The organism is Myxococcus sp. AM011 (genome assembly GCF_013372595.1).
In the GTDB taxonomy this organism is placed as follows: Bacteria; Myxococcota; Myxococcia; order Myxococcales; family Myxococcaceae; genus Myxococcus; species Myxococcus eversor.
On record NZ_JABXEM010000037.1, the window covers coordinates 38,235 to 54,426 of the forward strand.

Sequence of the window (16,192 nt, forward strand, 5' to 3'; positions counted from 1 at the left end):
CGACCTCAGCGCGGAGGTGCTTCACCCGGCACATCGCGGTCATCCACCGAACGTTCCCGGTCCTCTTCCGCGTGGTTCGGCACCGGCGTGGCCGCGTCGCTCGCCGCGCCCGAACCGCCAATGCCTTCCTTGAAACCTTGCGAGGCCTCCTCCGCGGCGGTCTTCATGTCCTTCGCCGCCTCGCGCGTGCCGTCGCGCACCTCCCTCGCCGCGTTCCCCACCTCGCGGCCGACCTCACGGGAGTTGTCGCGCACCTTCGTGTCATCGCAGCCCGTGAAGGCCACCAGTGACGTCCCCAGGCCCACAAGCGTGAGCCACTGCCAGCGTGTCCGTGCCATCTCTCGCCTCCCGCGCTCGTGTCGCGTGCGTGTGGTCAGGACGCCAAGGTAGGCATGGGAGCACGTGAGAGCGGCCCTGCGAGCAGGCGCCCCTCCTCTCGTCGCGGGAGCGCCCGTCTCGAAATGACGCACCGCGCCCGACTGTCCGGTGGCCCTCGTGTCGGAGGCTTCCGGGTGGAAGTGGACAGAACGACGGGCCTAGGCTCGGCGCATGGACCTCATCGTCGAGAACGGACTCGTATTCGATGGTCTGGGCAACGCACCGCGCAAGCTGAACGTGGGCATCCGCGGAGGCACGGTCGCCGCCCTCACGGAAGGGCCGATTGAGCGCGGGCCGAACACGCGCGTCATCGACGCCGCCGGCCACTGGGTGACGCCCGGCTTCATCGACCTGCACACCCACTACGACGCCGAGGTGGAGCTGGCTCCATCGCTCTCCGAGTCGGTGCGCCACGGCGTCACCACCGTGGTGGTGGGGAGCTGCTCGCTCAGCCTCGCGGTGGGAAAGCCCGAGGACCTGGCGGACATGTTCTGCCGCGTGGAGGCCATCCCCTACGACGCCGTCCGCACGCTCCTGGAGGAGCGAAAGACGTGGGACACGCTGGGCGGCTACCTGGAACACCTGGAGACGCTCCCGCTGGGACCCAACGTCGCGTCCATGCTGGGACACTCCGCGCTGCGTGCGCACGCCATGGGCCTGCATCGCAGCCTGGAGCCGGGGCTGCGTCCCACCGAGGACGAGCTGCGCCGCATGGAGGCGATGGTCACCGAGGGCTTGGACCTGGGCTACCTGGGCATGTCCATCATGACGCTCAAGTGGGACAAGATGGGCGGCTCGCGCGATGTCCGCAGCAGGCCCCTGCCCTCCACCTACGCGCGCTGGAGCGAGTACCGCCGACTGACGAAGCTGCTGCGCGAGCGGGGCCGCGTCTTCCAGGGCGTGCCCAACATCAGCACCAAGGTGAACGTGGTGCTGTTCCTGCTGGAGAGCATGGGCCTGTTCCGCAAGACGCTGAAGACGACGGTCATCTCGATGATGGACCCGCGCGCCAGCCGGGGCATCCACCGGCTCATCGGAGTCCTGTCGCGCGCGGCCAACACGCTGTTCGGCGCGAACTTCCGCTGGCAGGCCCTGCCGGAGGTGTTCGACTTGTGGGCGGACGGCATCGACCTGGTCGTCTTCGAGGAGTTCGGCGCGGGCGCGGCGGCCCTGCACCTTCAGGACGCGGCCTCGCGCGCGGGGCTCTTGAAGGACCCGGAGTATCGCTCGCGCTTCCGGAGCCAGTGGACCAACCGCTTCCTGCCGCGCGCCTTCCACCGCGACTTCAACCAGTCGCGCATCCTCGCGTGCCCGGACGCCAGCATGGTGGACAAGTCCTTCGCGCAGGTGGCCCAGGAGCAGGGCCGCGACGCGGTGGACGTGTTCCTGGACCTGGTGGCCACGCATGGGGACGCGCTGCGCTGGTACACCGTCATGGCCAACGACAGGCGCGAGGAGCTGGAGTTCATCTGCCAGCACCCGGACATCCTCGTCGGCTTCTCCGACGCGGGAGCGCACCTGCGCAACATGGCGCACTACAACTTCCCGCTGCGCCTCTTGCGGCTGGTGCGCGAGGCCCAGAAGCGCGGCGAGCCCTTCATGACGGTGGAGCGCGCGGTGCACCGGCTCACCGGCGAGATTGGCGAGTGGTTCGGTCTGGACGCGGGCGTGCTCGCGGAGGGCAGCCGCGCGGACCTCGTCGTCATCAACCCCGAGGGCCTGGACGCGAAGCTCGACGAAATCGCGGAGGCGCCCATGGAGAACTTCGGCGGCTTCGTCCGGCTGGTGCGCCGCAATGACGCCGCGGTGAAGGCGGTGCTCATCTCCGGACGCGAGGCGGTGACGGAAGGCGCGGTGTCACCGGCCCTGGGCCAGGAGCGCGGCTTCGGACAGGTGCTCCGCGCGAGGGCATGACTTCAGCGGGCGTGCGCGGAGACGAGCTCGACGACCTCCTCCGCGCACCCCCACGACAGCGTCACACCCGCGCCGCCGTGGCCGTAGTCATGCACCACGACGCGCTCCCCGAAGACCTCCGCCTCCAGTCGCACGGTGGGACGGCCGGGGCGCAGCCCCACCTTGTGCTCCACGACGTTCAGCGGCGCGCCCGGAGGCAGGAGCGGAGCGTTGCGCTCCAGGATGCCCCGGGCCGCCTCCGCGTCGGGGACGAGTGACGCATTCCCCTCCTCCACCGTGCCGCCGAGGATGCAGTCGTGGGCGCGGGGAATGACGTAGGCGATGCCGTGCTCGCACTCGTCGTCGAAGATGAAGCGGTCCGTGGGAGGCGGCGTCACCCGCAGCACCTCACCCCGCACCGGAAACAGCGTCTCGTCACCCACGAGTTCGCGCGCCCCCAGGCCCGTACAGTTCACCACGAGGGACGCGCGCGCCCATGCCTCCTCCAGCGAGCGCACCTCTCGCTGGACGACGTGGCCCCCCAGCTCGCGCAGGCGCCCCATGAGGAACGGCAGGTAGCGCGGCATCTCGATGACAGGCGCGGTGAAGTGATAACCCTCCAACACACCCGGCGGCAGCTCATCCGCGCGCGCCCGACGGAAGTCCGGCACGCTGTCGCGCCACCACGGGTCCTCGACGTGACGCCGGAACACCTCCACGCCGGGGACGCTCAGGATGCCCGCGGAGGGCTGCTCGCGCGAGAGCGACTCCAGCACGGTATATGTCCGCTTCGCCCACGCATTGACGCGCTCCTGCGGCCACGCCCGGTAGGGATACCAGACGGCCGCGGCGACATCCGACGTCGTGTGCGGGGTCAGCTCTCGCGCCCACACCTCCACCGAGTGCCCGGCCTCCAGCAACCGGATGCCGCACGACAGGCCCGACACACCACCGCCGAGGATGACGATGAACATGGCGTCACCCTAGCTCCGGGAGGCCCCTCGGGCTTCGCCAACGCACACCCGGGTCGTCTTGACTCAGGCCGTCAACTCCAACCCGGCGCGCATTTCACTGACACGATTTCCGCCACGATTTGTTCCCCTCATACGTTATGGCTTAAGACTCGGAGTCTCAGTGACGGCTCCACGCCATGGGACGTGGAGCGACGGGGAGGGTCCAGCGAATGGCGGCAGAGCTGGATGCACCAGGGAAGTCCACTCGCGGGCGACGCGCCCCGCGCCTGCGTGCGTGGCATTTGCTGCCCCTGCTGGTCTTCCCCGCCCTCCTCATCGCTCGCTCCGGGCCGCTGACAGACCGTCGCGACGAGTTGCTGTGGCTCACCGACACCCGCACCCGTCCGCTGGAGCCCCGACTCAGCGTCCCCGCCGCGGATGTGCACCGCCCCTATGTCCGGCCCCGCGAGGAGCGTCCCTCCATCGCCGTGCCCCTGAGGGAGCTGGCCCGACTGGAGGAGAGCGGAGACCGCGCGGGCATCGCCGCGTCCTACCTCCTTCATGGAGATCCACAGCAAGGCCTCGCGCACCTCGCGCACGCGCCGCCGTCGCTCAATCGCGACAACGACCAGGCCGTCGCCGCCTTCCTGCTCAAGCGCCATGACGAGGCGCTCACCTCGCTCGACGGAATCCTGGAGACCTCGCCCCGTCATCCGCAGGCCTTGTGGAACCGGGCGCTCGTGCTGCGGGAGATGGGGCTGCACCTGCTCGCGGCCTCCGTCTTCGACCAGGTCGCCGCCCTGGGTGAGCCCGGCTGGAGCACGGAGGCCCGTGAGCACGCCGCCTCGCTGCGGGCGTCCGTGAGTCAGCGGGACACGTCCTGGAAGCGCACGCTGGCCGCGCTCACGAAGCTGGCCCAGGACCCCACGCTCCCCATTCCGCTGGAAGAGGCCCGCCAGCATCCCGGCATCTCTCGCGGCCTCTTCTACGACGCCGTGCGCACCGCGCCCACGTCCGCCCGGGTGCTGGCGCTCCTGCCTCTCGCGGAGCTGTTGGACCGCATCCACGGTGGCACCGCCCTGGCGGACCACACGCGCGCCGTGGCCACACGGGACTTCACGCGCCGCGCGCCACTGGCCGCCGAGTACGCGCGACTCGTGCGCGAGCGCCAGCCCGCCTCGGCGGAGTTCCTCACCCGCCTGCGCGGCGCGGGTGAACAGGACCTGCTGCTCGGCGCGCGCCTGCTGTCGCCGGAGGCCCAGAGCCCGCCCGAGGAGCTGGAGAAGCTGGCCCGCGAGTGGGATGACCCGTGGATCCACCTGCTGGTGCAGGACGAGCTCGCGCGGCAGGAGGGCTTCGCGGGCGAGTCGTGGCGGGCGGACCAGCGCCTCAAGGCCGCGCTGACGTTCTGTCGCGAGAAGCGGCTGCGCCCGCGTTGCTCGGACCTGCTGCGCAAGATGAGCCACAGCGCCACGTCCGCCAACCGGCTGTCGGAAGCCGAGGAGACGGCCCTGGCGAGCTGGCGCGAAGCCCAGGCGATGGGCGAGTGGGGGCTGGAGTCCGCGGCCCTGCGCGCGCTCGCCCAGGCGGCCCGCTTCCAGTTCCGCGTGGCCTCCGCGCGCGCATACCTGTTGGAGTATCTGGCGAGAGATCCGGACTCCTGCGGCGTGAAGAACTACGTCCACCGCAACCTGGCGTCCCTGGAGCTGATGCGGCTGAGGCCCAAGGAGGCCCGCCGCGCCATGGTGCTCGCGCAGGAGTGCGCCACGTCCGTGGACCTCATCGGCGCCTGGACCCTCACCGACCTGATGCGGATGGACCCTCGGCCCGAGGACGCGGCGCAGATCAGCGCGGAGCTGGCCCGGGCCGAGGCGAAACGGGAGACTCCCGGTCGCCGCATGCTCGCCCAACTGGTGCGGGCGCGCTTCGAGCTGCTGAAGGACCGGAAGCAGGGCAATGAGCGGCTCGCCGCCCTCATCAAGCAGGCCGCGCCGTTGCTGGCGACGGACGCGGACGCGCGCGACGCGGTGGCGGTGGCCTACCAGACGATGGCCGTCACGGCTGGCGAGGCGGGCGCATTCTCCGAGGTACCGGGCGTCGTGGCCAGGCACCTGGGCGTCACCAGTCCCAAGCAGTGCGCGCTCATCGCCGCGACGGAAGCCGAGCGCACCGTGGTGGTCGCGCTCGGGCCCCGGGGCCAGGTGCTCGGTCACCATGACGCCTCCCGCAAGGAGCCGCTGGGAGAAGACCTGTCCGGGCTGGTGCCGGAGAAGCTCTTGACGCTGTTGCGCACGTGCCCTCGGGTGGACGTGCTCGCGGCGCCTCCGCTGGACAGCCGGGCCGGACTGCTCCCGCCGGAGATGGCGTGGAGCTACCGCGTGGCCACGGGCGTCGCGGCGGAGCCGAAGAAGAAGCCGCCCCCGCCCTTGCACCTGGTGGTGGCCAACGTGGAGACGCCCTCGGGACTGGGGCTGGCGCGACTGTCCTCGTGGGAGTCCACGCCCGCGCCCATCGGCCAGTCGATGGAGCTGTCCGGCGCGCAGGCCACGCCCTCGCGCGTGCTGGAGGCGATGGCGCGGGCCACCGACATCGAGTTCCACGCGCACGGAGTGGTGGACCGCAGCCTGTCCGAAGCCCCCGTCATCGCCCTGGCTCCCGAATATGACGGGCGCTACGCGTTGACCTCGGAGGCGCTGAAGCAGGTGCGCCTGGAGGGTTCGCCGGTGGTGCTGCTGGGCGCTTGCAGCGCGGCGCGGCTGCCGCCCCTGTTGCATCAGACGTCATCACTGCCCCAGGCCTTCGTCGGCGCGGGGGCACGCGCGGTGTTCGCGGCGACGGTGGATATCCCGGACTCGGCGGGCCGCTTCTTCCAGGGCGTCCGGGAGCGCATCCACGCGGGGGCGACACCGGCGGTGGCATTGCGCGCGGAGCGGCTGCGCTGGCTGCGCGAGGTGAAGGGCGCGCCGTGGGTGACGCGCGTCTTGTTGTATGAGTAGGACCACCGGCGGCCCGTGGGGGTGTCGCCGGAGGCCGTGACGCAGTGTCCGTGCCCCTCCGGCACGGGCAAGGGGGGGGTGGACATGCACATCGCGGAACCGCTGGCCATCTACAGCCTGCACTTCGACCGAGGAGACGCGGACAGCGGCACGGTTGCCTTGTGGAGCCCCATCACCGACACCCGATTGGGAGAACAGCCGGAGTGGATTCGGGACCACCGCGCCGAGCCCATCGCCTACGTGCGCGGCGCGCGGCCCTCCGTCCAGGTCTCCCTGCTCGCGAACCACTTCGTCCCCGCGTCGTTCGAGCTGAGCGCCTTCGGCCGCTCTCTGTCCCCGGCCCATGGCCCGGACACGCCCATCCGCTGGCTCGGGCCGCACCCGGTGACGCTGGAGCGCACGGCGGGCTGGAGCACGCTCGCGGAGCCGGTGCCCTTCAACCGGCCGCTGCCCAACCACATCGGCACGCACTCGCTGGAGCTCCAGTGGGTGGCCGAGTGGACGGACGCGGACGGCAGCGCGCGCCAGCTCTTCCTGGGCAACAGCCGACATGAGCTGTTCACCACCGGCGCGCCCATGCGCGAAGGAGGCGCGGGTGCGCCGCCCTCCGGGGCCTATGTGCCGCTGGTGCGCTGGTCCTCCCGCTGGTGCGCGGGGCTGGAGTCGCGCAAGGACATCTGCGACGCGCTGCTGCGAGGCCTGCCGGAGACGGGGCTTCGCTACGGCGTGCCCGCGTGGACGGTGCGCCACATGCTGACGGTGGGCGGCGGCATGTGCGGCGGCTGGTATCAGCTCTTCCAGCAGCTGGCCAACTGTCAGGGCGTGACGCTGGAGGGCCGCACGCTGCACCTGGTGCCCAAGGACGACCCGCGCACGGACGAGGTGCGCTGGGAGGCGATGGTGGCGGTGGCGCCGGGCATCAACCAGCTCGAGCCCAGCCGCCTGACGCGCCTGCAGGGGCGCTTCCATGACTGCGTGCGCTATCCCTTCGCGCCGGACGAACCCGTGGAGCTGCTGGGCCGCGTGGAGTCCCGGTATGTCTTCATGGCTGGCTGGGACGACGGCCATTGCCTCAACTTCCTGGAGGATTCAGGGCGGCTGTATCTCTACGACGCCTGCTTCCGGACAGAGGCGGTGGAGCTGGACATGCCGCTGCCCTCGGCGGATGGCCGCCCCGTCAGACTGGGCGCGGAGTCCTCCTTCCGACGCCGCTACCTGCATCCGACGCTGCCCTTCCTCATGGGGACGCTGCGCGCGAACGGAAGACTCTGGGAGGTGGACCTGGGGCGCAACGAGTTCGGCATCACCGTCGGGACGGAGCAGGTCCCGGAGATAGACATCATGTGGACACGCTAGGAGTTGTCATGCCGACGACACGCGAACAGCTCAGGCGGATGGTGGCGGAGCGAAAACCTCCGTCCCGCGGCTTCGCCTGGGGGGAGCTGATGGGGGCCCTGGAGCAGATGGAGGTCGGCCCCCTGGAGGACGCCGACGTGGGAGTGCTGGTGGAGCTGCTGGCGCAGCGAGGCCGTGTCCCCTTGAGAGGACAACCGCCCGTCCCCCACTCCATGCCCCCCGAGGAGCTGGTGCAGTCGCGAGCGCTGAAGATTCTCGCGCAGGCGGGACGGCTCGCCCTCATCCGAGAGGACCTGGTGCGACTGGAGCGCGAGCCCTCCGCTCCCGCGCTGCGGGAGCTGGCCCGACAACTCCTCAGTCGATTGGAGAGCGAGGAGGAGGCGTAGGCTCGCGGGACTCCGGCCGGGGTGTCCACGACACGTTGGGCTCGGGCGCGGCGAAGGACTCGAAGACAATCGCTGCGCCGCCCTCTGGCGAGCGATGCGAGAACCACCACCCCACGGGAAGCAGCAGCAGCTCACCGGGCGACAGCTCCACCTCCAGGCGCGGCACGCCGTCCGGCACCGAGGTGGCGCCCAGCACGCGATGCAACGCATGGGCGGGCACGAGTTGGAGCCCGCGGTGCCCTCGCACCTGACACACCAGGGTGTTGCGGCGCGAGGGCCGCAGGGGCACCTCCGCGCCCGGCTCGTCCCACCACAGGCCCGCGGGGGCCTCCGCCGTCACCAGGCCCGGGGGCGCAATCACCGAGATGCGCGACAGCTCGCTGGAGCCCGGAGGCACGACGAAGGCGCCGGGTGCCTCGCTCGTGGCGTTGGCTCCGCTCGCGAGCGTGGCCAGCCGCGAACCCATGTCCTCCGAGACCGCGTCCATGAGCACCGTGGCAGGGGCCAGCACGGGGAGGTTCTGGAAGTAGTAGCGCTCGAAGAAGTCCTCGGGCGACAAGGCGTCGTGGCGTGCGACGTGCGTCGGGCCCGCCGACTGGCGATGGAGGTCGGCGTAGAGGTCCAGCAGCCCCTCCAGCTTGCGCTGCATCGCGACGGCGCGCGCGGCGCCCAGGTAGCAGGGGTCCTCGGCCTCGGCCCGCACGGCCGCGCGAGCGAGCGACGCGTCGACGCCCGAGCGCTCCAGGACAGCCACGAGGTCGTCATGCTCCGCGCCGCGCAGCAGGTTCTCCACCACCCAGCGCCGCCACTCCGGCGCCAGCGAGCCCGTCGTTCGCGCTCCAGGAGCGCGCGTGTCCGCATCCGTCATCGGTGGACCTTCTCTGGCCTGGGGCCAATCCAATAGTCGCGCCACTCCACGTTGCGCTCCGGCCGGTCGAAGCTGACGAACGTCACCGACAGGCTCACGTCGAGCGCCTGCACCGCGTGCCACCACCCCACCGGAATCAGCAGCGCGTCACCCGGCCCCACCACGCAGGAGTGCAGCGTGACGCGCGCGAAGTCCGGGAAGCGGCCCAGGTCCGGCGCGAGGATGTCCACCGCGCTGTAGAGGCCCCTGTCGTTGTAGAGCCGAGGCGTCTCGCAGGGCGGCGCCAACCAGAAGCGCTTGCGGCCCAGCACCTGGCAGAAGAGGACGTTGAGGTGGTCGTGGTGGAGGTTCGACACCGTCCCCGCGGGGCCGAACCACAGGTGCACGCTGTCCGGGGCGCTCAGGTCCGGATGGATGAAGCCCCTAGGTGGAGTCAGGTCGTCGAGCAACGGACGGAACGCGGCGCGCAGCAACAGGCTGTTGCGTGCCACCAGGTACACGTCGTCCGACACACCCGTGTCGCGCACGTGGGACACCAGCTCGCGCAGGGGCAGCGTCCGGCGCAGGCGCTCCGCATGGAAGTCCGGGTCCGGCTCCGCGTCGCGGCCCGCCATGACCTCCACCTCCTCGTCACCGAAGCGCTCGGCCAGCCACTCCGGACTCCAGCGCGTCAGCGCCGGCCAGTCGTCCAGCAATCCCTCCAGGATGACGGGCTGGTTGGTGACGTAATAGCGCTCGAAGAAGTCCTTGGGGGCCAGGTGGCGTTGTCGCTCCACGCCGACTGGAGGGGTGCCAGGGTGGCGCTGGGCATGGAGTCGGGCCCGCGTCTCCAGCAGCCCCTCCAGCTCCCGGCGCCGGAAATGGGCCTGTTGGCCGTGACGCACCGCGGGGTGCGAGGCCACGGCGTCCACCGCTTCACGCGCCTGTGGTTCGGACAGGCCACGGGCCTGGAGCGCCTGGACGAGCCGTGAGGGGTCCACGCCCGCGGTCAAGTTTTCAGCGAGCCAGGAACGCACCGGGGGCGGCAGGCTCTCGCGCTCGTCAGGAGTCATGGTTCGCGCGGTGCGATATACCACTCGGGTAGGCCACACCGTTGCATTGGGGACCGCATGACGACTTCAAAGGATCCTGCTCCAAAAATCGTCCCGAACCCGCCACCCAACCCGGCCACGCGGATAGCGCCGCGCATCGTCCCCAACCCGGGAGGTCATTCCGCGCCGCCCGAGGAGCGCGCCGTTCCCACCCCGCCGCCCACCACGCCGCCGCTGGAGAAATGACGGCGCGGAGCATGGGCATCATCCCAGCTTCCACCACGTATTGCCCTCCGGGACGTCGAACTCCTGGAAGGTGACGGACACGCTGACGTCGAGCGCGTGCACCCAGTGCCACCACCCCGCGGGAATCAGCAGCATGTCTCCGGGCTCGACGATGACTTCGAGGACGTCCGCCTCGCGGTATGCGGGGAAGCGCGTGAGGTCGGGACGGTCGGCGTCGACCTGGCTCCACACCTCGAGGTGGCTGTAGACGTGGTGGGTGTGGAACGAGGGGATGAGTCGGAAGCGCTTGCGGCCGAAGACCTGTCCGAAGAGGACGGTGCCCAGGTCGTGATGCAGCTCCGTCCGCGTGCCCGCGGGACCCACCCAGAGCTTCACGGCGCCGGCCCGCGCCGAAGCGCGCAACAGGCCCGGTGGATAGCGCACGTCGTCGAGCAGCCCGCGCAGCTCCTCTCGCTCCAGGGCGAAGTTGCGGGCCGTGAGATAGAGGTCATTGGTGGGGCCGCCCTCCTCCAGCCTGCGGAGGAACTCGCCCAGGCGCATCACCGCGCGACAGGCATCCGGCTCCACGTCGTGGTCCGCGCGGGACTCCCTGCCCGCCATGACCTCCACCTCCACGTCTCCGTAGCGACGTGAGAGCGCCTCTGGCCGCCAGTTCGCCATGAGAGGCCAGTCCCGCATGAAGCCCGCGAGCAGCACGGGCTCGTGCGCCAGGTAGTAGCGCTCCATCAGCGTGGGCACGGCCAGGTGTTCCTGGCGCTCCAGGCGCTGGTGGCGTCCGGAGTGACGGTGCAGCGCGACGCGGGTGTCGAGCAGCGAGAGCATGTCCTCGTGGGGACCCATGCGACGGAGACCCGCCGCCACGGCCGGGTGCGCACGGGTGGCTTCGATTTCCGCGTGAGCGTTCGCGAGCGGCATGCCCGCCGACACCAGCGTGTCGACGAGTCGCGCCGAGGACACGCCTCGCACCACGTTCTCCGCCAGCCATGCCCGCCACTCCGAGCCCAGGCTGGATGCCACGTTGGCCATGTCCCCTCCGCTGCCCTGCGCGCCGGGCACTGTACAAGGCGCTCGGTCATCCTGGGCAGGCCAGGGGACAGACGGTTTCAGCGGGTGTGCGTTTTCTTCCGTGCGGTAGGCGGCACGAGGCCCGGGTGGCGCCTTCCCGCCTGTCCCGACGGGGGGCGACTGCACGGGCCGCGAGTCCCGTGGGCGGACGGAGTCCTAGATTCTCCGGACGAGGCCCGCGATGAAATCATCCAGCTTGAGGTTCCGGTCGTGCCTGTCGCTCGCCAGCACGGGAGGGTTGGGTGCGTTGCTCCTGCTCGTCGCTCCGGCAAGCGGGCTCGCGCAGGACGACGATGACGGCGAGGTGGCGCTCGCCCCCCAGGTCTCCTGCTACTCGGCCGCCAGCCAGGGAGGCCTCAGCGACGATTACGTGGCCACCCAGCTCTGTCGCGGCGCCCGCTCCAATGCTCCCGCGAAGTGCTTCCTGCGCGTCCAGGACGAGGGCTCATTGACCCAGGCACAGGCGCTCCAGCTCTGTCAGTTCGCGACGAACGACGATGACCCAGCGGCTTGCTACCTCCAGGCACGCAGCAAGAGCTTCGGTGACGACTCGCGCATCCTCCAGCTCTGCCAGCCTCCCGTGACGGAGTTCCTGCGCTACTGCCCTGTCTACGTGCAGTGAGCGTCGACCTCCTCTTTCATCGTGAGCCAGGCATCGCTCCGTGTTGGACGACGGAGCGTTGCGCGACAGCTCGTAAGCGTCGACCTCTCCTTTCAGCGTGAGCCGAGGGTCGACCTGGGCGAACCATGGAACGTCGCGCGATAACTCGAAGGTCGTGCGCGGAGCATGCGACATGGTCGAGGTGGTGTCATTCGATGGAGCACGCGAATCGTCTGACGTCCTGCCCCAAGTGGCGCACGTTGTCGCGCCCCGGGTTAGGGTGAGGCCATGACGGAGCAGCCGCCCCCCGAGGAGGACCTTCCCACGGCGCGTGAGCTGGAGCTGGGCGAGGCCAGCGCATCGCCCACGCCGCGCCTGTTGTTGGCACCCGGCAACGAGCCCCTCGCGATGCTGGCGCGCCGGGGGTTCCAGGCCACCGTCGCGCCGCTGGACCTGCCCTTCCCCGCTGACGTGAGCGGCGCGCGGGCGGAGCGGCTCGTGGAGCGATTGGGCCACTATGCGTTCCGCCTCTTCCTGCGCGGCGCCATCCTGCGACACGGCAGCTTCACGCCCGTGGAGGCCACGCGATATCTGGAGGAGGCCGGCGCCACCGCCTTCGCCGAGGACCTGGTGTCCCTGGACCTGGCCACGCGCGAGGCGGATGGCCGATACCAACTCGTGTACCCAGCCGCGAGCTTCGGCGGCACGCTGGAGTGGTACGTCGCGCACGAGCTGCGAGGCCGGTTCGGCTTCGACGTGGCTGCGGGCGTGAAGTTCCACGCGCCCGACGTCGGCGGAGACCTGGACGTCGTGGGCGCGGCGGAGGGACGGCTCGTCTATCTGGAGATGAAGTCCTCGCCACCCAAGCACCTTGCGCCAGATGAAGTAGGAGCCTTCTTCCGGCGCGTGCGTGCGCTGCGTCCGCACGTGGCGGTCTTCGTGATGGATACGGCACTGCGGCTGTCCGACAAGGTGTTGCCGCTGCTCCAGGCGGAGCTGAGCACTCAGCCCCCTCCCCCTCCGCGCCGCATCGTCCGAGAGGTGTGGGCGCTGACGCCCCATCTCTATGTAGTCAACGCGCGACAGGACCTGATGGGCAACATCGGCCTCGCGCTCGCGGAGGGATTCCGGGCGCTCTCTCCTCCCGCACCGTGAGCCCGCAGGCGCCGACAACCCACGAGCCGCGCGCCGCGACAACGACAGTGTGTCTTTGAGGAACACAATTGCGTCCCGCGATGACGCCGTGAAGTTCCAGACGACACACGGGCGCGGAGCACCCGCGAATTCGTCGCCGCTGAACATGAAGGTCGATAGGGCAGTGGCCAACCTGCTCGCGAGAAGGCTCGAGCAGGCGATGTCTCATCCGCCCAGCCTTCACGACCGGATTGTCTGTGAACCACACCCCCAGGACCTTGAAGGGCTTCATTCTCGCATTCGTCGCGAGCAGCGCATTGGTCGTCGGCTGCGGAGAGCAGCCCGCACAGACACAGGAGATTGTCGACAACCTGATACAGGCCGGTTTCCCGGCCAATGACATCCAGGTCGTGGGAGAGACCGTCTATGTCGGCAGGGACGCGGAGGTCAGCCTGGAGGCCTCTCGCGAGATGCTGGAGGCCCCCACCTCCGAGGAGCAATACCGCACGACCAACCTCGTCGGCCCGGCCGTGACGAAGATCTGCGTCAATGGCGCTGCCTTCACCGGGGTGTTCAGCACGGCCCTCAACCTGGCCATCCAGAACTACTCGGAGCGGTCGCTCCGATTCTCGATGGCGCGCACGCCGAGCACCGGCTGCAGCTTCACCATCAACGCCAACATCGACCCGAACATGAACGGCGGCGTGGCGGGATTCCCTGCCAATGGCCTGCCGTTCGGGTCCATCACCATTGGCGGCCTGCTCAGCCAGTACGGCGTCGACGTCATCGAGCATGTCATCACGCACGAGCTCGGCCACACCATCGGCTTCCGTCACTCGGACTACTACAACCGCACCATCAGCTGCGGCACTGGCGGTAACGAGGGCACCGCGGGCGTCGGTGCCATCCACATTCCCGGCACGCCGACCAACGCGGTGGTCGGGGGTTCGATCATGAATGCATGCTTCCGCTCGTCGGAGACCGGAGAGTTCACGGGCAGCGATGTCACCGCGCTGCTCGCGATGTATCCCCGGAGCGGAGCGACCCTGGCCTTCCGTACCGCCACGGGCCACTTCCTGGTCGCGGAGAACGGCGGCGGCTCGTTCGTGGGCGCTGACCGTCTGGCCATCAGCACCTGGGAGAGCTTCGGCTACGTCGACTTGAACGGCGGCGAGTTGCTCAACAATGACCTCATCAACCTGCGCGCCTTCAACGGCCAGTTCGTCACGGCCGAAAACGGTGGCGGCGGTGTGGTCAACGCCAACCGCCCCGTCGCCCAGGGCTGGGAGTCCTTCCGCCTCGTCAACATCGAAGGGCGGAGCCGCTTCCAGACCGGAGACCGCGTGGCCCTGCAAGCCTCCAATGGACAATACGTGGTGGCCGAGAACGGCGGCGGCGGCGGTTACTCGGGCGCGGTGAACGCCGACCGCCCCGCGGTCGGCGCTTGGGAGACGTTCGTCCTCTTCATGCAGTGACGTCTCCGCACGGCGCTGGCCTCAACCATGTCTTGATGTCCCAGATGGATGGCTCCATCTGGGCATTGCCACCTCGACGGACAGCACTGTTCGCGGTCACTCCACTGACAGGAACGCAGGGGTGCCGAAGCCTCGACGGTAGGTGCTCGGAGCTACACCGAAGCGGCGCTCGAAGGCCCTGCGAAAGACATCCGCGCTCTGGAACCCCACGGAGAGGGCCACCTGCTCGATGCCGCCATCTCCATCCACCAGCCTGCGGCGCGCCTCCTCCAGACGAAGCCGTTCCACATAGGCAGCGGGCGTCTGCCCGAACACGGTCCGGAACTGCCGGGCGAAGTGTCGTGGACTCAGACACGCACGGCGTGCCAGCACCTCCACGGACAGGTCTCCGGCGAGGTTGACCACCATCCAGCTCGTCAGGTCTCCGAAGCGCCCACCGCCCTCCTCCTGGAAGCGCAGTGGCTCCGAGTACTGGGCCTGACCTCCCGGGCGCTTGAGGTACATCACCAGCTCACGCGCCACGGAGAGGGCCGCACGTGGACCGTGGTCCTCTTCAATCAACGCGAGCGCCAGGTCGATGCCCGCGGTGATTCCCGCGGACGTGTAGAACGCACCGTCCTTGATGAACAGGGCATCTGGCTCGACACGGACCTTCGGGAAGCGAGCCGCCACGTCCTCCGCGAACTGCCAATGCGTGGTCACCCGCCGACCGTCGAGCAGGCCCGAGTCCGCGAGTGCGTAGACGCCCGTGCAGACAGAGACGACTCGCCTGAGCGTATGTCCATGAGCCCTGAGCCAACGGACCACCGGTGCCCTGACTTCGGGTCTCCGGAGTCCCGCGCCTCCTGGAATGATGAGCGTGTCCAGCCCCTTGGCTTCTTCCAGCAGGACATGCGGCTTGAAGGCGAGCCCTGACTCGGACCGGAACTCCCCCAGGTGAAGGCCCGCCAGCACCACCTCATAGTGGCGCTGTCCGTCGGTCTGGACCTTCGAGAACGCTTCCAGCGGCCCGACGAGGTCCAAGGCCTCCAGAGCCTCGTAGCAAACAATGCCCACACGCCGCACCGCCGATGCCATGTGCACCTCGAGACCCGGCATCGTAATCCCGCCCGCAGGGCCATGGGGCACCTACACCATGGGCATCATGTGCTCCGCAGGGCGATGGCCGGGTCCGTCCGGGCGGCACGCAAGGCGGGCAGCAGGCAAGCCACCGCTCCCGTACCGCCCAGCAACAACACCACTCCCACGAGAGTCACAGGGTCCGTGGGTTCCACTCCGAACAGCAGCCCCTCCATCAGCCACGACAGCCCCAGTGCGCCGGCCGTCCCCATCAGCAGGCCGGCAAGCACCAGGCTCATGCCCTGACGCAGCACCAGGCTCAGCACACTGGAGGGCTCGGCTCCGAGCGCCAGACGGATACCGAGCTCTCGCACCCGCTGGCTCACGGAGAACGCCACCACTCCCGTCAATCCCGTGCAGGTCAGCACCAACGCCAGCACCGCGAAGAAGCCGAGGAGCAACGTCATCAGGCGCGGCGCCGCGAGCGACTCGCTCCGCAGACTCGACAGGGTGCGCACGTCCGTCACCGGCTGCACGGAGTCCAGCTCGTGCACCAGCTCACGCACGTGTGGCGCGAGCGCCATCGGAGCTCCGCTCGTGCGCACGAGCACCCGGATGTCCCGCAAGGGCTGCAGCGCGAAGGGGAGATACACCTCGCGCGGTGGATCCTCTCCGAGCCCACGAGACGCGCAGTAACCTCGTATGCCGTCTTCTGCTTGAAAAAAAACAGGAGAGATCCCGCATCACGGGC

15 protein-coding genes are annotated in these 16,192 nt (G+C 69.7%); 8 read left to right on the forward strand and 7 right to left on the reverse strand.

What is annotated here, in order from left to right; all coding sequences use genetic code 11:
• Window positions 1-5: 5 nt before the first annotated feature.
• Window positions 6-338 (reverse strand): hypothetical protein, encoded by a 333-nt coding sequence (locus tag HUW62_RS10425; protein ID WP_176434335.1) that lies wholly within the window; start codon window positions 336-338, stop codon window positions 6-8.
• Between the two features lie 211 nt (window positions 339-549).
• Between HUW62_RS10425 and HUW62_RS10430 the strand changes: the two genes are divergently transcribed.
• Window positions 550-2,292: an amidohydrolase family protein gene (locus tag HUW62_RS10430; protein ID WP_163869347.1), complete on the forward strand. Its 1,743-nt coding sequence runs from the start codon at window positions 550-552 to the stop codon at window positions 2,290-2,292.
• Window positions 2,293-2,294: 2 nt separating this feature from the next.
• Here the strand turns inward: HUW62_RS10430 and HUW62_RS10435 are convergent, their stop codons facing one another.
• Window positions 2,295-3,245 carry an FAD-dependent oxidoreductase gene (locus HUW62_RS10435; RefSeq protein WP_176434336.1) on the reverse strand — a complete coding sequence of 317 codons (951 nt, stop codon included), beginning with the start codon at window positions 3,243-3,245 and terminating at the stop codon, window positions 2,295-2,297.
• 209 nt (window positions 3,246-3,454) lie between these two features.
• Here HUW62_RS10435 and HUW62_RS10440 point away from each other — a divergent pair, with 209 nt between their 5' ends.
• The 3 genes from HUW62_RS10440 to HUW62_RS10450 all read left to right on the forward strand — a co-directional run bounded on the left by HUW62_RS10440 (window position 3,455) and on the right by HUW62_RS10450 (window position 7,962).
• The gene (locus HUW62_RS10440; RefSeq protein ID WP_176434337.1) at window positions 3,455-6,220 is read left to right on the forward strand and encodes a CHAT domain-containing protein; all 2,766 of its coding nucleotides are present in this window, start codon (window positions 3,455-3,457) and stop codon (window positions 6,218-6,220) included.
• A gap of 84 nt (window positions 6,221-6,304) precedes the next feature.
• Entirely contained in the window at window positions 6,305-7,576 is a 1,272-nt protein-coding gene (locus tag HUW62_RS10445) for a hypothetical protein (protein WP_163869350.1), read from the forward strand.
• A gap of 8 nt (window positions 7,577-7,584) precedes the next feature.
• Window positions 7,585-7,962 carry a hypothetical protein gene (locus HUW62_RS10450; RefSeq protein WP_163869351.1) on the forward strand — a complete coding sequence of 126 codons (378 nt, stop codon included), beginning with the start codon at window positions 7,585-7,587 and terminating at the stop codon, window positions 7,960-7,962.
• Here HUW62_RS10450 and HUW62_RS10455 read toward each other — a convergent pair.
• On the reverse strand, window positions 7,931-8,830 hold the full coding sequence (locus tag HUW62_RS10455) for a hypothetical protein (RefSeq protein ID WP_163869352.1): 900 nt from the start codon (window positions 8,828-8,830) through the stop codon (window positions 7,931-7,933). The two genes, HUW62_RS10450 and HUW62_RS10455, sit on opposite strands and share 32 nt — an antisense overlap.
• Entirely contained in the window at window positions 8,827-9,882 is a 1,056-nt protein-coding gene (locus HUW62_RS10460) for a cupin-like domain-containing protein (protein ID WP_163869353.1), read from the reverse strand. The genes HUW62_RS10455 and HUW62_RS10460 overlap by 4 nt, the downstream gene beginning before the upstream one ends.
• 57 nt (window positions 9,883-9,939) lie before the next feature.
• On the opposite strand from HUW62_RS10460, the gene HUW62_RS10465 reads away from it, so the two are divergent.
• Window positions 9,940-10,107, forward strand: coding sequence for a hypothetical protein (locus HUW62_RS10465; RefSeq protein ID WP_163869354.1), 168 nt, complete (start codon window positions 9,940-9,942; stop codon window positions 10,105-10,107).
• Between the two features lie 18 nt (window positions 10,108-10,125).
• On the opposite strand, the gene HUW62_RS10470 is transcribed toward HUW62_RS10465, so the two are convergent.
• Complete coding sequence (locus HUW62_RS10470) at window positions 10,126-11,133, reverse strand: cupin-like domain-containing protein (protein WP_163869355.1); 1,008 nt, start codon at window positions 11,131-11,133, stop codon at window positions 10,126-10,128.
• A 220-nt stretch (window positions 11,134-11,353) separates the two neighbouring features.
• Between HUW62_RS10470 and HUW62_RS10475 the strand changes: the two genes are divergently transcribed.
• From HUW62_RS10475 to HUW62_RS49630, 3 genes are all read left to right on the forward strand, one after another.
• Entirely contained in the window at window positions 11,354-11,794 is a 441-nt protein-coding gene (locus tag HUW62_RS10475) for a hypothetical protein (protein ID WP_163869356.1), read from the forward strand.
• 267 nt (window positions 11,795-12,061) lie between these two features.
• Window positions 12,062-12,928, forward strand: coding sequence for a hypothetical protein (locus tag HUW62_RS10480; protein ID WP_163869357.1), 867 nt, complete (start codon window positions 12,062-12,064; stop codon window positions 12,926-12,928).
• Window positions 12,929-13,185: 257 nt separating this feature from the next.
• A complete protein-coding gene (locus tag HUW62_RS49630; protein ID WP_176434338.1) occupies window positions 13,186-14,382 on the forward strand; it encodes a M57 family metalloprotease in 1,197 nt (398 codons plus the stop codon).
• Between the two features lie 96 nt (window positions 14,383-14,478).
• Here the strand turns inward: HUW62_RS49630 and HUW62_RS10490 are convergent, their stop codons facing one another.
• Together HUW62_RS10490 and HUW62_RS10495 are read right to left on the reverse strand one after the other, a co-directional pair.
• On the reverse strand, window positions 14,479-15,459 hold the full coding sequence (locus HUW62_RS10490) for a GlxA family transcriptional regulator (RefSeq protein WP_163869359.1): 981 nt from the start codon (window positions 15,457-15,459) through the stop codon (window positions 14,479-14,481).
• Window positions 15,460-15,524: 65 nt separating this feature from the next.
• Window positions 15,525-16,094, reverse strand: coding sequence for an FtsX-like permease family protein (locus HUW62_RS10495; RefSeq protein WP_176434339.1), 570 nt, complete (start codon window positions 16,092-16,094; stop codon window positions 15,525-15,527).
• Window positions 16,095-16,192 lie beyond the last annotated feature (98 nt).